This is a genomic window from Dinghuibacter sp. (genome assembly GCF_035492835.1).
Lineage (GTDB): Bacteria > Bacteroidota > Bacteroidia > Chitinophagales > Chitinophagaceae > Dinghuibacter.
Map to the genome: position 1 here is coordinate 25,594 of NZ_DATJIY010000129.1, position 15,666 is coordinate 41,259.

Genomic DNA, 15,666 nt, shown 5'->3' on the forward strand with positions numbered 1-15,666 from the left:
GTCTGTCTGTCAAGGAGAGCCCCCCGAATGGGGGGCTCTTTCGTTATATTTGTAACCAACAACCCATGACAGATGAAGGACATAGCCATAATAATCCACAAAGATGTCGTGCTGTCGACGATCTCCGGAGCATTGGATATGCTGGAGCACACGAACCGGTACCTGGAGGCGAGCGGCAAGCCCAGGGCGTTCAGCGTCATCCTCGTCGGGGAAAGCGAGACCAACAGCCTGCTCCCGGTGGCGGCGCCTTATATAAGATATTGCCGGTTTTCGGACCTCGTGGCCGCCGACCTGATCATGGCCCCGGCATTTTTTGGGGCCCCCGATACCGTCCTGGCGGAACAGCGCGCCTTGCTGGACTGGTTGCGGGACATGCACCAGCGCGGTTTCGAGGTAGCCAGCCTTTGTTCTGGCGTGTACTTTCTCGGGGAAGCCGGGCTGCTGGCCGGTAAATGCTGCACGGCCCATTGGCGGGACATCGACGACCTGCGGCAGCGGTACCCCGATACCAGGTTCCTATCCCGGATGGTGATGACGGACCAGGACGGTTTGTATACCAGCGGGGGGGCGTTTTCCGCTTTTCACCTGGTGCTCTACCTGATCGAAAAATACTGCGGGCGGGACATGGGCATTTGGGCCAGCAAGATGTTCTCCCTGGACATGGACCGGGAGAGCCAGGCCTATTTCGCGGTTTTCCAGGGGCAGTTCCGCCACACCGATGAGCAGATACTCAACGCCCAGGAATACATCGACAAGAACTACAGCCTCCCGATCTCCGTCGAGCAGATGGCTATGCACATCAATATGAGCCTGCGGAATTTTATCCGACGTTTCAAAACCGCTACGCAAAACACGCCCCTGGAATACCTCCAGCGTGTCCGTGTCGAGGCGGCCAAAAAGGCGCTTGAGGTTGGAAACCCGACCATCACCTCGCTGATGTACGATACTGGTTACCAGGATATCAAGACCTTCCGAAAGGTGTTCAAGCGGATTACGGGCCTGACGCCGATCGAATACCGAAAAAAATATTCCCGGACTATACCCGTGCTGAGCTGATATGACGTTACCTGTTGCGTTGATCGAATCGCTGCGCGGTTTGCCGGGGTTCGACGAAGCCGCCTTCGTTGCGGTGCACGAGCGGGGGGAAGCGCCGGTGTCGGTGCGGGTGAACCCGGCGAAAGGCGGCGCCGGTCCGGAGGGGTCGCGCGTTGTGCCCTGGTGCCCCGCGGGCCGCTACCTGGCTTCACGGCCTTCTTTTATCCTCGATCCGTCGTGGCATGCCGGCCGCTACTATGTACAGGAAGCCTCCAGCATGTTTGTCGAGCAGGCCTTCCGCCAGCATGCGGGGGGCGTTCCCTCACCGCGGGTGTTGGATGCCTGCGCGGCACCGGGGGGTAAGAGCACGCACCTGCAGGCGTTGGTGGGCGACGGCCTTCTGGTGAGCAACGAAGTGATTCGGGCAAGGGTAGGAATCCTATCTGAAAATATGCAACGCTGGGGCGGGGACAACGTGGTTGTGACCTCGGCCGATCCGCGGGCGTTGGGCGCCGCCGCCGCTTTTTTCGACGTTGTCCTGGTGGATGCGCCGTGCAGCGGATCGGGGCTTTTCCGCCGGGAGCCGGAAGCCATCAGGGAGTGGTCGCCGGAGCTGGTGGAAATGTGCGGTCAGCGCCAGCAGCGTATCCTGGCGGACTTGTGGTGCTCGCTGAAGGAAGGCGGCCTGCTCATCTATTCCACCTGTTCCTATTCCTTCAGGGAAAACGAGGCCATCGTCGACTGGCTGACCAGGCAGTTTGCCGCGGAGCCCTTGCCGGTGAAGCTGGACCCCGCCTGGGGAATCGTAGCGTCCGGGAAGAGCGGGTATCGCTTTTACCCCTATTTATTGGAAGGCGAGGGCTTGTTCATGGCTTGTCTGAAGAAGACCGGCGCGGTCGGTCCGGCATCCCGGAGCCTTCGCCCGGCGTCCTTTTTAAGCAGAAGGGAGGCCGAACCGGCGCGCGCATGGCTGTCGTCGCCGGACGACTACGACTACCTGCTGACAGGAGAAACCATCCGCGCCCTTCCGGCGGCGCTCGCCGCGGACATGGCGTGGCTGGGGTCCGTCCTGCCGGTTCGGGAAGCCGGCGTCGCCGTGGGACAGCCCACGCGTAAGGAGCTGGTTCCCGATCCCGCGCTGGCGCTGTCGTCGCTGGTCGGTTCGCCGGCGCCCCGGCTGGAGCTGACGCTGGAGCAGGCATTGGCTTATCTGCGCAAGGACGACCTGCGTATCGAAGGCGCGCCACAGGGATGGGCGCTGGTCACCTTTGAGGGGCATGGCCTCGGTTGGGTGAAGGTGCTGCCGGGGCGGATCAACAACTACTGGCCGAAACCGTGGCGCGTATTGAAGCGCTGAGGCGGGACGGCCGCAGGGGGGGAGCCGTCGGGCTACTTCCGCCCGAAGTCGGCGGGGTTCTCGCCCCACGCCTTCGTTTCCCATTTGAGGATCGGATTCCGATAGCTGTTGTCCTTTAGCCATTGTTCGGCGCGGTGGAGCACGTCGAATAGTTCAGCGTTGCGGTGGGTGCGTTCGAGCTTGGTGTTGGCTTTTTTCTGGGCGACCCAACCGATGGCGTTGCGGCTGTCGCTGTAGATGGGCAGGAGGAGGCCTTTCTTTTTACAATAACCCAGGGCGTGGACGATGGCGAGGAATTCGCCGACGTTGTTGGTACCGTCGGCATAGGGGCCCTGTCTGAACACCAGGTCGCCGGTCTTGTAGTATACACCCTGGTATTCCATGGCACCGGTCGCGGTATTCCAGGCGGCGTCCACGCATAGGCTGTCTTTGATGGGGACGCCGAGGCCGGCGCGCGGCGCTTTTGGCTCAGCTTTTGCGCCCTTGAAGATGTAGGACGCGCTGTTGCCGCGAAAGGCGGTTTGCGCCTCCGGCTGGGTGGGAAAACCCTTATAACGGGCATCCGGAAAGCCGTCGATCTGGGCTTTGGCGTCGGCCCAGTTGTCATAGACACCGGGTTTACGCCCTTGCCAGACTACATAAAATTTTTTCTCTTTTGCCATACGGAAGGACAGCAATGTTACGTTTCCCGGGGGAGGATTTAAAGAATTATTTATTATTGCAGCGTGTTTAACCTAAAATCATGCTATCTATGACGCGGTTTCGTTTGGCGCTGTTGGGAATGGCAGTTTGGTGCGGGACTGCCGTAGCGAAGGCGCAGACAGCCGATCTGATCGTGCAACGCAACGCAGAAGGGCTTTACCTCACCCACCAGGTGGCTCCCAAAGAAAATTTTTACAGCATCGGCAGGCTTTTCAATATCAGCCCGAAGGTCATCGCACCTTTCAATGGGCTCGCCCTGAACGGCGGTCTGAGCATCGGCCAGGTCATCAAGGTCCCGCTGAAGGACCAAAATTTTACGTCGGTCAAAAAGAAGGACGCGGCGATCCAGGTACTGGTGCCGGTATACCGTATGGCGGAAGGGAAGAAGGTCCTGGCAGGCTATCTGAAGGTCAATAAGGGCGAGTCGCCGCTGGCCACCGGGGGACCGGCGGTTTCGGCGCCGGCCGGGGAAGCCGTGGCCGCTACGGAAAAGCCCGTGATGGAAAAACCCGTGACGCCGGTGAGCAAGGCGCCGGTCACGACGAAGACACCGGAGGTGAAGACCCCGGACGCAGGGACGACGGCTGGGACGCCCGGCGACGCGGGATCGGTCGACCCGCTGGTGACGCCGGCAAAGACGGTAGCAGCGCCGGCGCCCGCACCGGTAAAGAAGAAAAAAGTGGCGCCGCCGCCCGCCCCGGCTCCGGAAACGACGGCCGTTGCGCATGGGACGCCGACGCTTACGCCCACGCATCCGGCGGTGCCGGAAGTCCCGGCGGCGTCACCGCGGTACAACGGCGAAGGCTCCTTCCATCCGGATTATCTGAGCCAAACCGACGAAGGACGGAAGACCCGCAGCACGAATGGGCTGGCTGGGGTGTTCAAGAGCACCAGCGGTTGGGACAATGGGAAATTCTACGCCCTTATGAAGGGGGTGGAACGGGGGACGGTCGTAAAAGTGACCAATTTGAGCAATAACAAAGTGGTTTTTGCAAAGGTCCTTGGGGACATCGCCGATATCAAACAGAATTCAGGGATGCTCATCGTCCTCAGCGACGCGGCGGTCAGCCAGCTGGGCGCCAATACGGACCGGTTCACGGCGTCGATCACTTACGCGAAATAAGCGCCCGGACGGGCCCAGGACCGCTCGCGGGGCGGTCTAATCCCCGGCGGAGCGGAGGCGCGGGCGGAAGCCCCGCAGGAACTCGTCGACCTTCATCCTTTTCTTGCCGTCGAGCTGTAGGTCCTTGACGACTATGTATCCGTCTATAGCGGTGAATTTCAGGAACTTCCCGTTGGTCATGTAGGAGCCTGGGTCCGGTAGCTTGGATGGGGAAACGATCTCCATCTCGGCTTCGAAGATCTTGACCAGGCGCATTTCCATCTGCGTAAAGGCGGTGGGATATGGGCTGAGACCCCTGATCTGGTTGTATATTTTTTCTACGGGTTGGAACCAGTCGATGCGACAGGTATCGGTTTCGATCTTGGGTGCGTGACGCAGCTTCGACGGGTCCTCCACCTTTTGGGGCGTGGGCGTAAGCGTGCCATCGCCCAGCTGTTCCAGCGTTTTTACCAATAATTTGGCGCCCTCCACCATCAGGGTGTCGTGGAGCTCGCCGGCCGTAGTTTTGGGGCCGATGGGGACTTCCGATTGCAACAGGATGTTGCCGGTGTCTATGGCGTGCTGCAGGAGGAAGGTCGTAACCCCGGTTTCAGGTTCCCCGTTGATGACGGCCCAGTTGATCGGGGCGGCGCCCCGGTATTGCGGAAGCAGGCTGGCGTGGACGTTGATGGTGCCCATGGGGGGCATGTTCCAGACGGCCTCCGGGAGCATCCGGAAGGCGACCACAACCTGGACGTCGGCCTTCCATTTGGCCAGGTTGGCCTGGAATTCTTCGCTCTTCAGGTTAGGGGGCTGGAGGAGCGGGATCTTTTTGGCTGCCGCATACTTCTTTACGGCGCTTTGGTTGAGCTGCAACCCGCGGCCGGCGGCCTTGTCCACGGCAGTAACTACGCCGACGACGTTGGCTCCCGCTTGTAGAAGCGCTTCCAGTGAGGCCACCGCGAACTCGGGGGTGCCCATAAATACGATCCGGAGGTCCTGCCATTTTTTTCGCATGGGGCGAAAATATAAAATAAACGCGTCTCAGTCGGGGTACAATAGGTATTTGGCGCGAATGGCACGGAATGCCTGGAGGGCGGGTTCCCAGGAGCGGCGGATTTCCTTTTCGGACAGACCGGAGCGGATCTGCGTGGCCAGGGTAGGGCCGCCGGCGAGTTTGGTGAAGAAAGGCGTGAAAAAAGAATCTTTGGCGGGATATTGGTGGTACGCCTCGAGGAGCCATCGGAGTTGGATGCGGGGTTCTATCCGGGCCCGTGAGAGGTCTTCGCCATAGCAGGTCTTGTCTTTCTGGGGCGGGTTTTTGGCGCCGGGCAGGCTATGGGGGGTGAAGGCATAGCCGTCTCGTGGAAAGAGGGGGTTCCCATAACATTGAAAGGGCTTGTCGGTGCCGCGACCGACGCTGACCGGGGTCCCCTCGAAGAAGCAGAGGCTGGTGTATAGATAGACGCTTTGCATGTCGGGGAGGTTGGGCGAAGGACGTACGGGGAGCTGGTAGCGGCTATGGTGCGTATAACCCAGGCAGGGAACGACGTAGAGGTGGAAGCCACGCGCGGGGACTAAGGAAATCCGTCGCTCTCCGATCAGATAGCCGGCATACTCGGCCAGCGTCATCCCATAGACCGCGGGAATGGGTTGCATGCCGACAAACGAAGCGTAGGCGGGATCCAGGACGGGTCCGTCCACATAAAATCCGTTGGGGTTGGGCCGGTCGAGCAGGATCAGGGGTTTACCGTTTTCCATCGCAGCTTCCAGGTAGTATTGGAGGGAGGAAATGTACGTATACCAACGGACGCCCACGTCCTGTATGTCAAAGACCAGGACGTCGATGTCCGTCAGGTCGGCCCTGGTTGGCTTGAGGTGGTTGCCATAGAGGGAAACCACTTCCAGGCCGGTGGCGGAGTCGCGTCCGCCGTTTACGGCTTCACCCGCGTCCGCATTGCCACGGAAGCCGTGCTCGGGTGAAAAGATACGCACAACCGTCAGCCCCTTTTTCAGGAGGGTGTCGACGAGATGGGTCTGGCCGACGAGGGAAGTTTGGTTGGCAAAAACGGCGATGCGCTTACCTTCCAGGAGGTGGAGGTACTGGTCCATACGGGCGGCGCCCGGGGTCTGGGCGGTACACGGCCCTAAACAGGCGAAGCTTATCCACAAGAGGGCGCAGATTTTTACCATATGGCTCGTTTTGCGAGGTCAAAGATGCTAAATTGCAAGCAATCTTTTAAAATAGCAATATATGCAACAAGTAAAAAAGGGGGACAAGGTTCGTGTGCATTATCATGGAAAGCTGACCAATGGAGAAACCTTTGACTCTTCCGAAGGACGCGCGCCCCTCGAGTTCACGGTCGGGGCGGGTCAGATGATCAAGGGCTTTGACGCCGCTGTCGTCGGGATGTCGCCCGGCGATAAAAAGACAGTCAACATACCGGCCGGTGAGGCCTACGGAGAATATAACGAGGAACTGCTGATGGAATTCCCGCGGGATCGTTTCCCCAAGGACCTGACGCCGGAAGTCGGGATGCAGCTGACGATGACCAACGGGTCGGGTCAGCACATACCGGTGACCATTGCCGCTGTCAAGGATGACGTGGTGGTCCTGGACAGCAATCACTTCCTGGCTGGTAAGGAACTGGTGTTCGATATCACCCTGGCGGAGATCGTATAACCATGGCCCTGGACTATGCCTTTACCGTTACGGAGCGCTTTCTCCGCTATGTGCAGATAGATACGCAGAGCGACCCCCAGTCGCAAACGTATCCCTCCACCGAGCGTCAAAAAGACCTGTCCCGTCTGCTGGTCCAGGAACTACATGCGATAGGCGTGGCCGACGCGTCCATGGACGCGTACGGTTACGTATATGCGACGATACCGGCCACCACGGCCAAGGTGGTGCCGGTGGTCTGTTTTTGCTCCCATGTGGACACCGCTCCGGATTGTAGCGGGGCGGGGGTGAAGCCGATCCTGCACCGGCGGTATGACGGGACGCCTATCGTGTTGCCGGACGACCCCTCGCGGGTGATCACGGTGGAAGATTTTCCCTATTTGAAGGAGCATATCGGGCTCGATATCATTACCGCCAGCGGGACCACCCTGCTGGGCGGAGACGACAAATCCGGCGTGGCGATCATCATGGACCTGGCGCACTACCTGCTCCGGCACCCGGAAATCCCACACGGGGCCATCCGCATCCTGTTCACCCCGGACGAAGAGGTGGGCCGGGGCACGGCCAAGGTCGACCTGGCGCGTCTGGGGGCGGACTACGCCTACACCCTGGACGGCGGCCCTTCGGGCTCGCTGGAAGATGAAACTTTTAACGCGGACGCAGTCCGGATCGAGATCACGGGCGTAAGCGCGCACCCGGGTTATGCCAAAGGGAAAATGGTGAACGCGCTGAAGGTAGCGGGTTCATTGCTGGCGGCGTTGTCAAAGGACCGGTTGGCGCCGGAGGTCACTTCGGGCCGGGAAGGTTTTTTCCATCCCGTCCACGTCGAGGGCGTTGCCGAAAAGGCCGTCCTCGAATTCATCGTACGGGATTTTACCGTGGACGGGCTCAAAGACCACGCGCGCGCGCTGTACGACCTGGCGCAACGCGTGGTGCAGGAGCATCCCGGCGCCACGATGGCGTTTCACGTGACCGAACAATACCGCAATATGAAACCGGTGCTGGACCGGTATCCACAGGTGATCGAGTACGCTGCGGAAGCCATCCGGCGGGCGGGGTTGCCGCTACGGATGGAAAGTATCCGTGGTGGCACCGACGGCAGCCGGCTGAGCCATATGGGGCTGCCCTGTCCCAACATCTTCACCGGTATGCAGGGGATCCATTCCCGCCGGGAATGGATCGGTGTGTCGGATATGGAGGCCGCGGTGGAGACGCTGGTCCACCTGGTGCGCGTGTGGGAGGAAAATAGTTAACATGGAAATACCATTTGTGCCCATCATCGGACTGATCCTGCTGGTGATCATCGTCCTCTCCGGCCTCGTCACCGTCGGACAGGGCAACGTCGCCGTCGTTACCCTCTTCGGCAGCTACCGGCGCGTGCTCCGGCCGGGGCTGAATTTCAAGATCCCGATCATCGAACAAATTTATCGTCGCATCAGCGTCCAGAACCGCTCGGTGGAAATGGAGTTCCAGGCCGTGACGATGGACCAGGCCAACGTGTATTTCAAGGCGATGCTCCTGTACGCGGTGCAAAACGCGGACGAAGAAACCATCAAAAAGGTGGCCTTCAAATTCATCGCCGAAAGGGACTTTATGCAAGCCCTTACGCGGACGATAGAAGGCACCATCCGGGCTTTCGTCGCCACCAAAAAACAAAGCGAGATCCTCGGTCTCCGCCGTGAAATCGTGGAGTTCGTAAAGGAACAGCTCGATCACGCGCTGGAGGAATGGGGATACCACCTGCTCGACCTGCAAATGAACGACATCACCTTCGACAAGGCCATCATGGATTCGATGAGCCGGGTTGTGGCCTCGAATAACCTGAAAGCCGCCGCTGAAAACGAAGGCCAGGCCCTGCTGATCACCAAGACCAAGGCCGCCGAAGCCGAGGGGAACGCCATCAAGATCGCGGCTGAAGCCGAACGCGAGGCTGCACGTCTCAGGGGCCAGGGGGTTGCGCTGTTCCGGGAGGAAGTCGCCAAAGGGATGAGCCACGCGGCGGAGGAAATGAAACAGGCGAACCTCGACACGAACGTGATCCTCTTCAGCATGTGGACCGAGGCGCTTAAGAATTTTGCCGAGGTCGGCAAGGGCAACGTCATCTTTCTGGATGGCTCCAGCGATGGCATGCAGCGGACCATGGACCAGATCATGGCGTTTCAGCAAATGAGCCTGTCGAAGACGGCCGACTCCGCGAAGCGCGGCGATTCGGCAAAGCCGGATACTAATTAACAGGATTTTGCGTTAGTAAAAGACCGCAACCATTACATTTGCCCATAAATCATTCCAGGAATGACCCCTATTTTGCTCCAATTGACCGGTGATTCTGTCCGTAAAATAACCGACTCCCTGGCCCACGCCCAGTCCACTGCCGCCCCCGTCCAGACGATGAACGTCATCGACCTGCTGATCAAGGGCGGCTGGATGATGGTGCCGCTGGGGCTGTTGAGCCTCATCGCGGTATTCGTGTTCTTCGAGCGGCTGTTCTACATCAAAAAGGTGTCGAAAACGGATGAGAATTTCATGAATATCATCCGGGACCACATCATGAACGGGAACATAACGGCCGCGCGTAGCCTCGCCAAGAACACGCCCAACCCCGTGGCCCGGGTGATAGACAAGGGGCTGCAACGCGTCGGCAAGCCGATCGACGCCATCGAAAAGAGCATGGAGAACGTGGCCAATTTGGAAATCTATAAGATGGAGCAAAACCTGGGCATCCTGACCGTCATCGCGCGCATCGCACCCATGTTCGGGTTTCTCGGGACGATCGTGGGGATGATCCAGCTCTTCTATGAGATCAACTCGACCGGTGAATTCAGCCTGAACACCATCGCCGGCGGTATCTACGTAAAGATGATCACCAGCGCCACCGGTCTGATCATCGGTCTGCTGGCGTTCGTGGCCCACAGCTACCTGAATACCCAGATCGACAAGACCGCCAACAAGATCGAGCGCGCCAGCTCGGACTTCATCGATATCCTACAGGAACCCACCCGCTAAACCCCTACACTCATGCAGCTTCGCAACCGACGTTTGAGGGCCCACGAGGCGGAAGTGAGCACGGACGCGCTCAACGACATCCTGTTCATTTTGGTGATGTTCTTCCTGATCGTCTCCACGCTCGCCAACCCGAACGTCATCCGCCTTTCGCAGCCCAAGTCGAAGAGCGATACCAAAGCCAAGCAAACCGTCGTCGTCTCCATCGACGCGAATCAGCAATACTACGTCGGGACCAACAAGGTGGCCATCGACCAGCTCAAAGCGGAGCTGGCGCCGGTCCTGGCGCGTGAATCCACCACGGCGGGCGAGACGCCGTCGATCGTCATCAACGCGGACAAGTCGGTGCCCGTCGACGACGTGGTGGCGGTGATGCGCATTGCGCGGGAGCTGAATGCCCGTACTGTATTGTCCGTGGATAATAAAGGTCAATAATTTTGAGCGCGGACCATACGGTCCTTGCCTTGCATGTCTTTTTTCAACGTCACCTGTCGGAGCCCTGCGGCTTCGAAGAGCGCTACGGTCCGGGGGCCGAGCGCTTCGTTTATTTCTACGTAGAGGGTCAGGTTCGGACGTGTTTGGGCGAATCGGGCGATTTTCCGGTAAAATAATAAGGGGTCGTCGTCGGGGACGAAGAGGGCCAGGTGGGGCTCTTGCAGAAGCACGCGGTCGTGCATCGTGGGTTTTTCGGAGTAGGCGATGTAGGGCGGGTTGCTGACGAGGACGTCGATGTCCGGGAGGCCTGGCCAGGTCGTCTCGTCGAGGAAGTCGGCTTGGATGAAGCCGATGGCCGCGGCGTATTTGTTTGCGTTGCTTCGGGCGATCTGTAGCGCGCCGGGGGAGACGTCGAGGGCGTACAGCTCCGCGGTGGGCAGGCGTCGGGAAAGGGCGATGGGGATACAGCCGCTGCCGGTGCCGATGTCGAGGATGCGCGCGCCTTCAGGTGCGTCGGCGGCGATCCAATGGACGAGCTCTTCGGTTTCCGGGCGGGGTATGAGGACATTTTCATCGACCTGTAGCAGCAGCCCGGCGAACCAGGCTTCGCCAAGGACATACTGAACGGGGCGGTGCGCCAGGAGGGCGGTGAGGTCGGCCTCCAGGCGGGATTGACCGGTGAAGGGCTCGGCGCGGCGGAGGACGCGGTCCATGCGGCGCAGGCCGAAACGGCTCTCGAATACGAGGTCGGCGATCGAGGCGGCTTCGCGGGGGTCGTAGACCGCGCGGAGGGCTTGGGCGAAGGATTCGTAGGCGGAGCCGGTGGTCATGGGTGCAAACGTACTATTTTTGCAGGATGATGGTCCACGAGAAGTATATGCGGCGGTGCCTGGAGCTGGCGGAGCTGGGGGCGGGGAGCGTTGCGCCCAATCCCATGGTGGGAGCGGTGCTGGTTTACGGGGACGCGATCATCGGGGAGGGGTATCATAAGAAATACGGGCAGGCGCACGCGGAGCCGAATTGTATCCGGGACGCGGAGGAGCGGTTTGCACAAGGGGCCACGCACGGGTTTGCGACGGCAGCGGCGCTGCTGGGGGCGTCGACGTTGTATGTGTCGCTGGAGCCCTGCGCGCATCACGGCAAGACGCCGCCCTGTGCGGACCTGGTGGTGTCAAAGGGCATACCAAAGGTGGTGGTGGGTGTGCGCGATCCTTTTCCGCAGGTCAACGGGAAGGGGATAGACAAACTGGAGAAAGCGGGCGTGACCGTTATACAGCCGGTGTTGGAACAGGAATGCGCGGCGTTGAACCGGCGTTTTTTTACCTATCATATACAGCGCAGACCCTATATCGTCCTGAAGTGGGCGGAAAGCGCGGATAGCGCCATCGGAAGGGTGGGGGAACGCGTGCCTGTATCCAATGGATGGTCGAACCGGCTGGTGCACCGATGGCGGAGCGAAGAGGCGGCCATACTGGTGGGCGGCCATACGGCGCTCGTGGACGACCCGTCGCTGACAAACCGGCTGTGGCCGGGCGCCAGTCCCACGCGGGTGGTGCTGGGGCGCGACCTGCCCGGCGGGCTGCGTATTTTCGATAACGCGGCGCCTACGCTGGTGTATGAGACGCGGGTATTGGCCGAGGTGCTGGAGGACCTGCACCGGCGGTCGATACAGAGTGTGCTCGTGGAGGGCGGGGCACGGTTGTTGAATGCCTTTATTGCCGAAGGGCTGTGGGACGAGATCCGGTTGATCCGGTCGTCCACGGTCAACCTGCCGGGGGGGATTCCGGCACCTGTGCTGCCGCGGGCGAAGCTTGACTGGAACATGCGGCTGGGTGAGGACGACATATATGGATACGTACAATACCATTGAGAAGCCTTCGATGGCCGAGTTCAAGGACCGGGGCAGCCGTTTTATCGCGTATGCCTACCCGGTAGGTGATACCGTGGATGTCAAGAGCCGGTTGCAGCAGGTCAAAAAGGAACATCCCAAGGCGGAACATCACTGTTACGCCTACCGGCTCGGTGTGGATGGCCTGCAGTTCCGTGCCGGCGACGACGGGGAACCGTCGGGGAGCGCGGGCCGGCCGATACTCGGGCAGATCGACAGCAAGGGATTGACCAATACCGCGGTCATCGTGGTCCGGTATTTCGGGGGGACGCTGCTGGGGGTGCCCGGGCTGATCAACGCCTATAAAACCGCTACGGCGCTGGCGCTCCAGCTGGTGCCGATCGTCTCCAAACCGGTGGAGGCGCGTTATACTTTACATTTCGACTATACGCAGCTCAATGACGTGATGCAGGTGGTACGCCAGCATCAGATGCGGGTGATCGAGCAGGAGACGCAGCTCTTTTGCCGTGTCGTGGTGGGGATACCCAAGAATCGCCTCACGGAGGCGTTGTATCGCCTTGGCGAGCTTTACACCGTGGAGGTGAAGGCGCAGTAACGCGCGGGGGACCCGGGGCAAAGCGCGGGCCTATTTTTCGCGGCGGATATTTCCCATGGGATCGATGCTCCAGGTTTCGCCATTGTCGATGGCGGAAAGGAATGCCTTGAACGTGTGCGTCGTCGCCTCGATCGAGAGCGCGTAGCGGGGGTCGGCCGGCACCGCTAGTGTGGCGGCGTCGGCGAAAGCGTCGTGCGCGTGGCGGTACATCTGCTCGCGGTAGAATACTTCCCAAAGACGGTTCTTGAGGGCCTCGGTGGCGGGGAGCGAAAACGTCATGGCGCTGTCGCCTGCAAAGAGCAGGTAGCCCCATCGTTCGGGCAGGTGCATGTCTACGACGCCCTGCGGAGACCAAACCCAGTTGTGCTCGGGGAGCGGCCGGCCGGTGGCGGGGTCGGTGCGTTTGACATAGCGGCCGTCCCGGATCTCGGTGTCCCATTCCACCCTGGAGAAATTGATGCGCCAGAGGCTGCCGGGTTGGGGTACTTCAGGGCCATTGCCGATGCTGATCGACGTGATCGGGATGGCGAGCTCTACGGTCCAGCCCTGGTCGGTGTCGCCGGGTCGGTTGAGTGTGCCGTTGATGTGGACGGCTTTTTTCAGCCCATCGGCGTCCCAGGAGACCAGGGCGTTCCCACCGTACCGGTAGGGTTCGGGGAGAAAAAGATCGAAGATCGTGGCCAGGGCGTTGATCTCGATCTCGAAATAGTGCTTGGCGTTGTTGTCGGGATTGACGAACACCTCGAAGTCATTGTCGTGAAAGACGACCTCATCGTGGTGGGAGACGTTCCCCCAGACCTGGGGCTCTTCGAGCTCCGCTCCCACATAGAGGTAGTGGTCATCCCACAGCATCTTGACGCGGGTATGGTAGAGCGGCGTGGGGCGAATGTCGCCTTCGATGTCGGTAAAGAAATCGGTCCAGGGCGCTTGTTGCCAGGCCAGGTCGCCAAGCGTGCCGTCGATGCGCGGGGGAACGTCCGCCCGGGGGACGACATAGTGCAGCGGTGTGCGGGTCAGGCGCTCCAACAGGGCGTCGTCCTGGGCGGAGGCACGGAGGACGGTGAGCAGGGCGATGGCGAGTAACGGCTTTTTCATGTGAAGCGTGCGCTGGGCTTTGCGTTCTTAACGCCGGCTGAATAATCGTAAAAACCTTCCCCGCTCTTTATGCCCAGGCGGCCGGCGATGACCATGTTGACAAGGAGCGGGCACGGGGCGTATTTGGGCTGGCCAAAGCCGTCGTGCAGGACTCGCAGTATGGACAGGCAGACATCCAGACCGATGAAGTCGGCGAGCTGAAGGGGCCCCATCGGGTGCGCCATGCCCAGCTTCATCACCGTGTCGATGGCCTCGATCCCCGCCACGCCTTCGTGCAGGCTGATGATGGCTTCGTTGATCATTGGCATGAGGATGCGGTTGGCGACGAAGCCTGGGTAGTCGTTCACCACGCAGGGTACTTTCTCCAGGCGGCGGGAAAGCGCCACGACTGTGTCGGTGACAGCCGCTTCAGTGGCGTAGCCGTTGATCACCTCCACGAGCTTCATGACCGGGACGGGGTTCATGAAGTGCATCCCGATGACCTTGCCGGGTCGAGCGGTAGCGGCTGCGATTTTCGAAATGCCGATGGAGGAGGTGTTGGAGGCGAGGATGGCGTCGGCCGGGGCCGCCTTGTCGATGGCGGCGAAGATCTGCAGCTTTATGGCCACGTCTTCGGTGGCGGCCTCGACGACGAGACCGGCGTCCGCGACGCCCGTCGCCAGCGAGGTCGAGGTGCGGATGCGCCTCAGGGTCTCCGTTTTCGCGGTGTCCGTAAGTGTCCCCTTGGCTAACTGGCGGTCCAGGTTGGCGCCGATGGTCTGGAGCGCCTTATCCAGGCGTTCCTGGGAAATGTCGATAAGCGTGACCGTAAAGCCGTACTGGGCAAAGGAATGCGCGATCCCGTTGCCCATGGTACCTGCCCCGATCACCGCTACGGATGGATCTTTTGGCATGGCAGCAATCGTTATTCGTCGGAATTATTTTTGAAGTCACCCCGTTTCCAGGCCTTGATGAACTCGTTCCAGGCGAAGGGGTTGAAGATATTCTGCGGAGGCGCCTGACCGGTGTAGTACATGCTCCGGGCCTGTTGGGTGAGCTGGTAGTTGGTCATGTCCTTGGCGTCCCGCGGAAGGGTACGCATGAGGCGTTCCCGTTGCTTGGGGTCCATGTTCTTGTCGGCCGTGGCCAGGGCGTCGTCCTTGAACTCCATGGTCACAAAGTCGCGCTCGAACTGTTCACGGGTGGGCCGTTGCCGGATCACCACGGTGGGGAGGTAGTGGCTGGTGTCGGGGGACATCACCGCCAGTACGCTGTATTGGTTACCCGCGATGTCGGTCGGGATCTTTTTTTCCATGAACGTATAACCCACAAAGCTGAAATCGAGGACGTCCCCTTTGAGGACCACGAGGCTGAAAACACCCTGTTCGTTGGTAACCGCGCCCCGGCGTTCGCCCTTGACCTGGATGGTCGCGCCCGGGAGGGCTTTCAGGCTGTCCCCGGACATGACTATACCCACGATTTCAACGACCGAATCCTTGAAGTTTTCGAACTGGGCGAAGGTTTTTGAGGCAGGTAGGAGGCCGATTACCCCAAGCAGACATAATTTCAGCAATCTCTTCATACAATGACTCTGGGTCTGAACGGGCAAATTACCCCCTTTTTTTTAGATCAACAAAGTAAGATGATCAATGGTTAATTTTGCAGGGGAGACGTTTTTTTAACAAATGTATAAATGATGACGGAACAACAAGTTTTGAAGGCATTGAGTAACGTGCAGGAGCCCGACCTGGGCAAGGATATAGTAACGCTTAACATGGTTAAAGATGTGATTATCAATGGAAATGATGTGGCTTTTACCGTTGTGCTTACCACACCG

The 15,666-nt window shown here is 60.0% G+C and carries 18 protein-coding genes; 11 read left to right on the top strand and 7 right to left on the bottom strand.

All coding sequences use genetic code 11. The features are described from left to right. Positions 1-72: 72 nt before the first annotated feature. Both VL547_RS11945 and VL547_RS11950 read left to right on the top strand, forming a co-directional pair. Positions 73-1,056 (top strand): GlxA family transcriptional regulator, encoded by a 984-nt coding sequence (locus tag VL547_RS11945; protein WP_325577985.1) that lies wholly within the window; start codon positions 73-75, stop codon positions 1,054-1,056. A gap of 1 nt (position 1,057) precedes the next feature. Then, positions 1,058-2,392 (top strand): methyltransferase RsmF C-terminal domain-like protein, encoded by a 1,335-nt coding sequence (locus VL547_RS11950; protein ID WP_325577987.1) that lies wholly within the window; start codon positions 1,058-1,060, stop codon positions 2,390-2,392. A 32-nt stretch (positions 2,393-2,424) separates the two neighbouring features. Here the strand turns inward: VL547_RS11950 and VL547_RS11955 are convergent, their stop codons facing one another. Continuing rightward, positions 2,425-3,054, bottom strand: coding sequence for a ribonuclease H family protein (locus VL547_RS11955; protein WP_325577989.1), 630 nt, complete (start codon positions 3,052-3,054; stop codon positions 2,425-2,427). A gap of 89 nt (positions 3,055-3,143) precedes the next feature. Between VL547_RS11955 and VL547_RS11960 the strand changes: the two genes are divergently transcribed. Further along, the gene (locus VL547_RS11960; protein ID WP_325577991.1) at positions 3,144-4,217 is read left to right on the top strand and encodes a LysM peptidoglycan-binding domain-containing protein; all 1,074 of its coding nucleotides are present in this window, start codon (positions 3,144-3,146) and stop codon (positions 4,215-4,217) included. 36 nt (positions 4,218-4,253) lie between these two features. On the opposite strand, the gene fmt is transcribed toward VL547_RS11960, so the two are convergent. Together fmt and VL547_RS11970 are read right to left on the bottom strand one after the other, a co-directional pair. Further along, positions 4,254-5,213, bottom strand: coding sequence for a methionyl-tRNA formyltransferase (fmt, locus tag VL547_RS11965; protein ID WP_325577993.1), 960 nt, complete (start codon positions 5,211-5,213; stop codon positions 4,254-4,256). A 27-nt stretch (positions 5,214-5,240) separates the two neighbouring features. After that, complete coding sequence (locus VL547_RS11970) at positions 5,241-6,389, bottom strand: DUF1343 domain-containing protein (protein ID WP_325577995.1); 1,149 nt, start codon at positions 6,387-6,389, stop codon at positions 5,241-5,243. A 61-nt stretch (positions 6,390-6,450) separates the two neighbouring features. On the opposite strand from VL547_RS11970, the gene VL547_RS11975 reads away from it, so the two are divergent. The 5 genes from VL547_RS11975 to VL547_RS11995 are packed head-to-tail and all read left to right on the top strand — an operon-like array spanning position 6,451 to position 10,311. Beyond that, positions 6,451-6,879 (top strand): peptidylprolyl isomerase, encoded by a 429-nt coding sequence (locus VL547_RS11975; protein WP_325577997.1) that lies wholly within the window; start codon positions 6,451-6,453, stop codon positions 6,877-6,879. 2 nt (positions 6,880-6,881) lie between these two features. Continuing rightward, positions 6,882-8,129 (top strand): peptidase T, encoded by a 1,248-nt coding sequence (pepT, locus tag VL547_RS11980; RefSeq protein WP_325577999.1) that lies wholly within the window; start codon positions 6,882-6,884, stop codon positions 8,127-8,129. A gap of 1 nt (position 8,130) precedes the next feature. Further along, positions 8,131-9,108 (top strand): SPFH domain-containing protein, encoded by a 978-nt coding sequence (locus VL547_RS11985; protein WP_325578001.1) that lies wholly within the window; start codon positions 8,131-8,133, stop codon positions 9,106-9,108. A gap of 60 nt (positions 9,109-9,168) precedes the next feature. Then, entirely contained in the window at positions 9,169-9,879 is a 711-nt protein-coding gene (locus VL547_RS11990) for a MotA/TolQ/ExbB proton channel family protein (RefSeq protein ID WP_325578003.1), read from the top strand. Positions 9,880-9,891: 12 nt separating this feature from the next. After that, positions 9,892-10,311 carry a biopolymer transporter ExbD gene (locus tag VL547_RS11995; protein WP_325578005.1) on the top strand — a complete coding sequence of 140 codons (420 nt, stop codon included), beginning with the start codon at positions 9,892-9,894 and terminating at the stop codon, positions 10,309-10,311. On the opposite strand, the gene prmC is transcribed toward VL547_RS11995, so the two are convergent. Next, a complete protein-coding gene (gene prmC / locus VL547_RS12000) occupies positions 10,305-11,141 on the bottom strand; it encodes a peptide chain release factor N(5)-glutamine methyltransferase (protein ID WP_325578007.1) in 837 nt (278 codons plus the stop codon). The two genes, VL547_RS11995 and prmC, sit on opposite strands and share 7 nt — an antisense overlap. Positions 11,142-11,167: 26 nt before the next feature. On the opposite strand from prmC, the gene ribD reads away from it, so the two are divergent. Together ribD and VL547_RS12010 are read left to right on the top strand one after the other, a co-directional pair. Then, positions 11,168-12,181 carry a bifunctional diaminohydroxyphosphoribosylaminopyrimidine deaminase/5-amino-6-(5-phosphoribosylamino)uracil reductase RibD gene (gene ribD, locus VL547_RS12005; protein ID WP_325578009.1) on the top strand — a complete coding sequence of 338 codons (1,014 nt, stop codon included), beginning with the start codon at positions 11,168-11,170 and terminating at the stop codon, positions 12,179-12,181. Continuing rightward, positions 12,144-12,755, top strand: coding sequence for a YigZ family protein (locus VL547_RS12010; protein ID WP_325578011.1), 612 nt, complete (start codon positions 12,144-12,146; stop codon positions 12,753-12,755). The genes ribD and VL547_RS12010 overlap by 38 nt, the downstream gene beginning before the upstream one ends. Positions 12,756-12,785: 30 nt before the next feature. Here the strand turns inward: VL547_RS12010 and VL547_RS12015 are convergent, their stop codons facing one another. The 3 genes from VL547_RS12015 to VL547_RS12025 are packed head-to-tail and all read right to left on the bottom strand — an operon-like array spanning position 12,786 to position 15,411. Then, positions 12,786-13,850, bottom strand: coding sequence for a carbohydrate-binding family 9-like protein (locus tag VL547_RS12015; RefSeq protein ID WP_325578013.1), 1,065 nt, complete (start codon positions 13,848-13,850; stop codon positions 12,786-12,788). Further along, complete coding sequence (locus VL547_RS12020) at positions 13,847-14,743, bottom strand: 3-hydroxyacyl-CoA dehydrogenase family protein (protein WP_325578015.1); 897 nt, start codon at positions 14,741-14,743, stop codon at positions 13,847-13,849. Before VL547_RS12020 ends, VL547_RS12015 begins: the two co-directional genes overlap by 4 nt. Before the next feature lie 11 nt (positions 14,744-14,754). Next, complete coding sequence (locus VL547_RS12025; RefSeq protein WP_325578017.1) at positions 14,755-15,411, bottom strand: carboxypeptidase-like regulatory domain-containing protein; 657 nt, start codon at positions 15,409-15,411, stop codon at positions 14,755-14,757. Positions 15,412-15,525: 114 nt separating this feature from the next. On the opposite strand from VL547_RS12025, the gene VL547_RS12030 reads away from it, so the two are divergent. Then, positions 15,526-15,666, top strand: a 141-nt coding sequence (locus VL547_RS12030) for an iron-sulfur cluster assembly protein (protein WP_325578019.1), incomplete at its 3' end; no start/stop codon positions are given.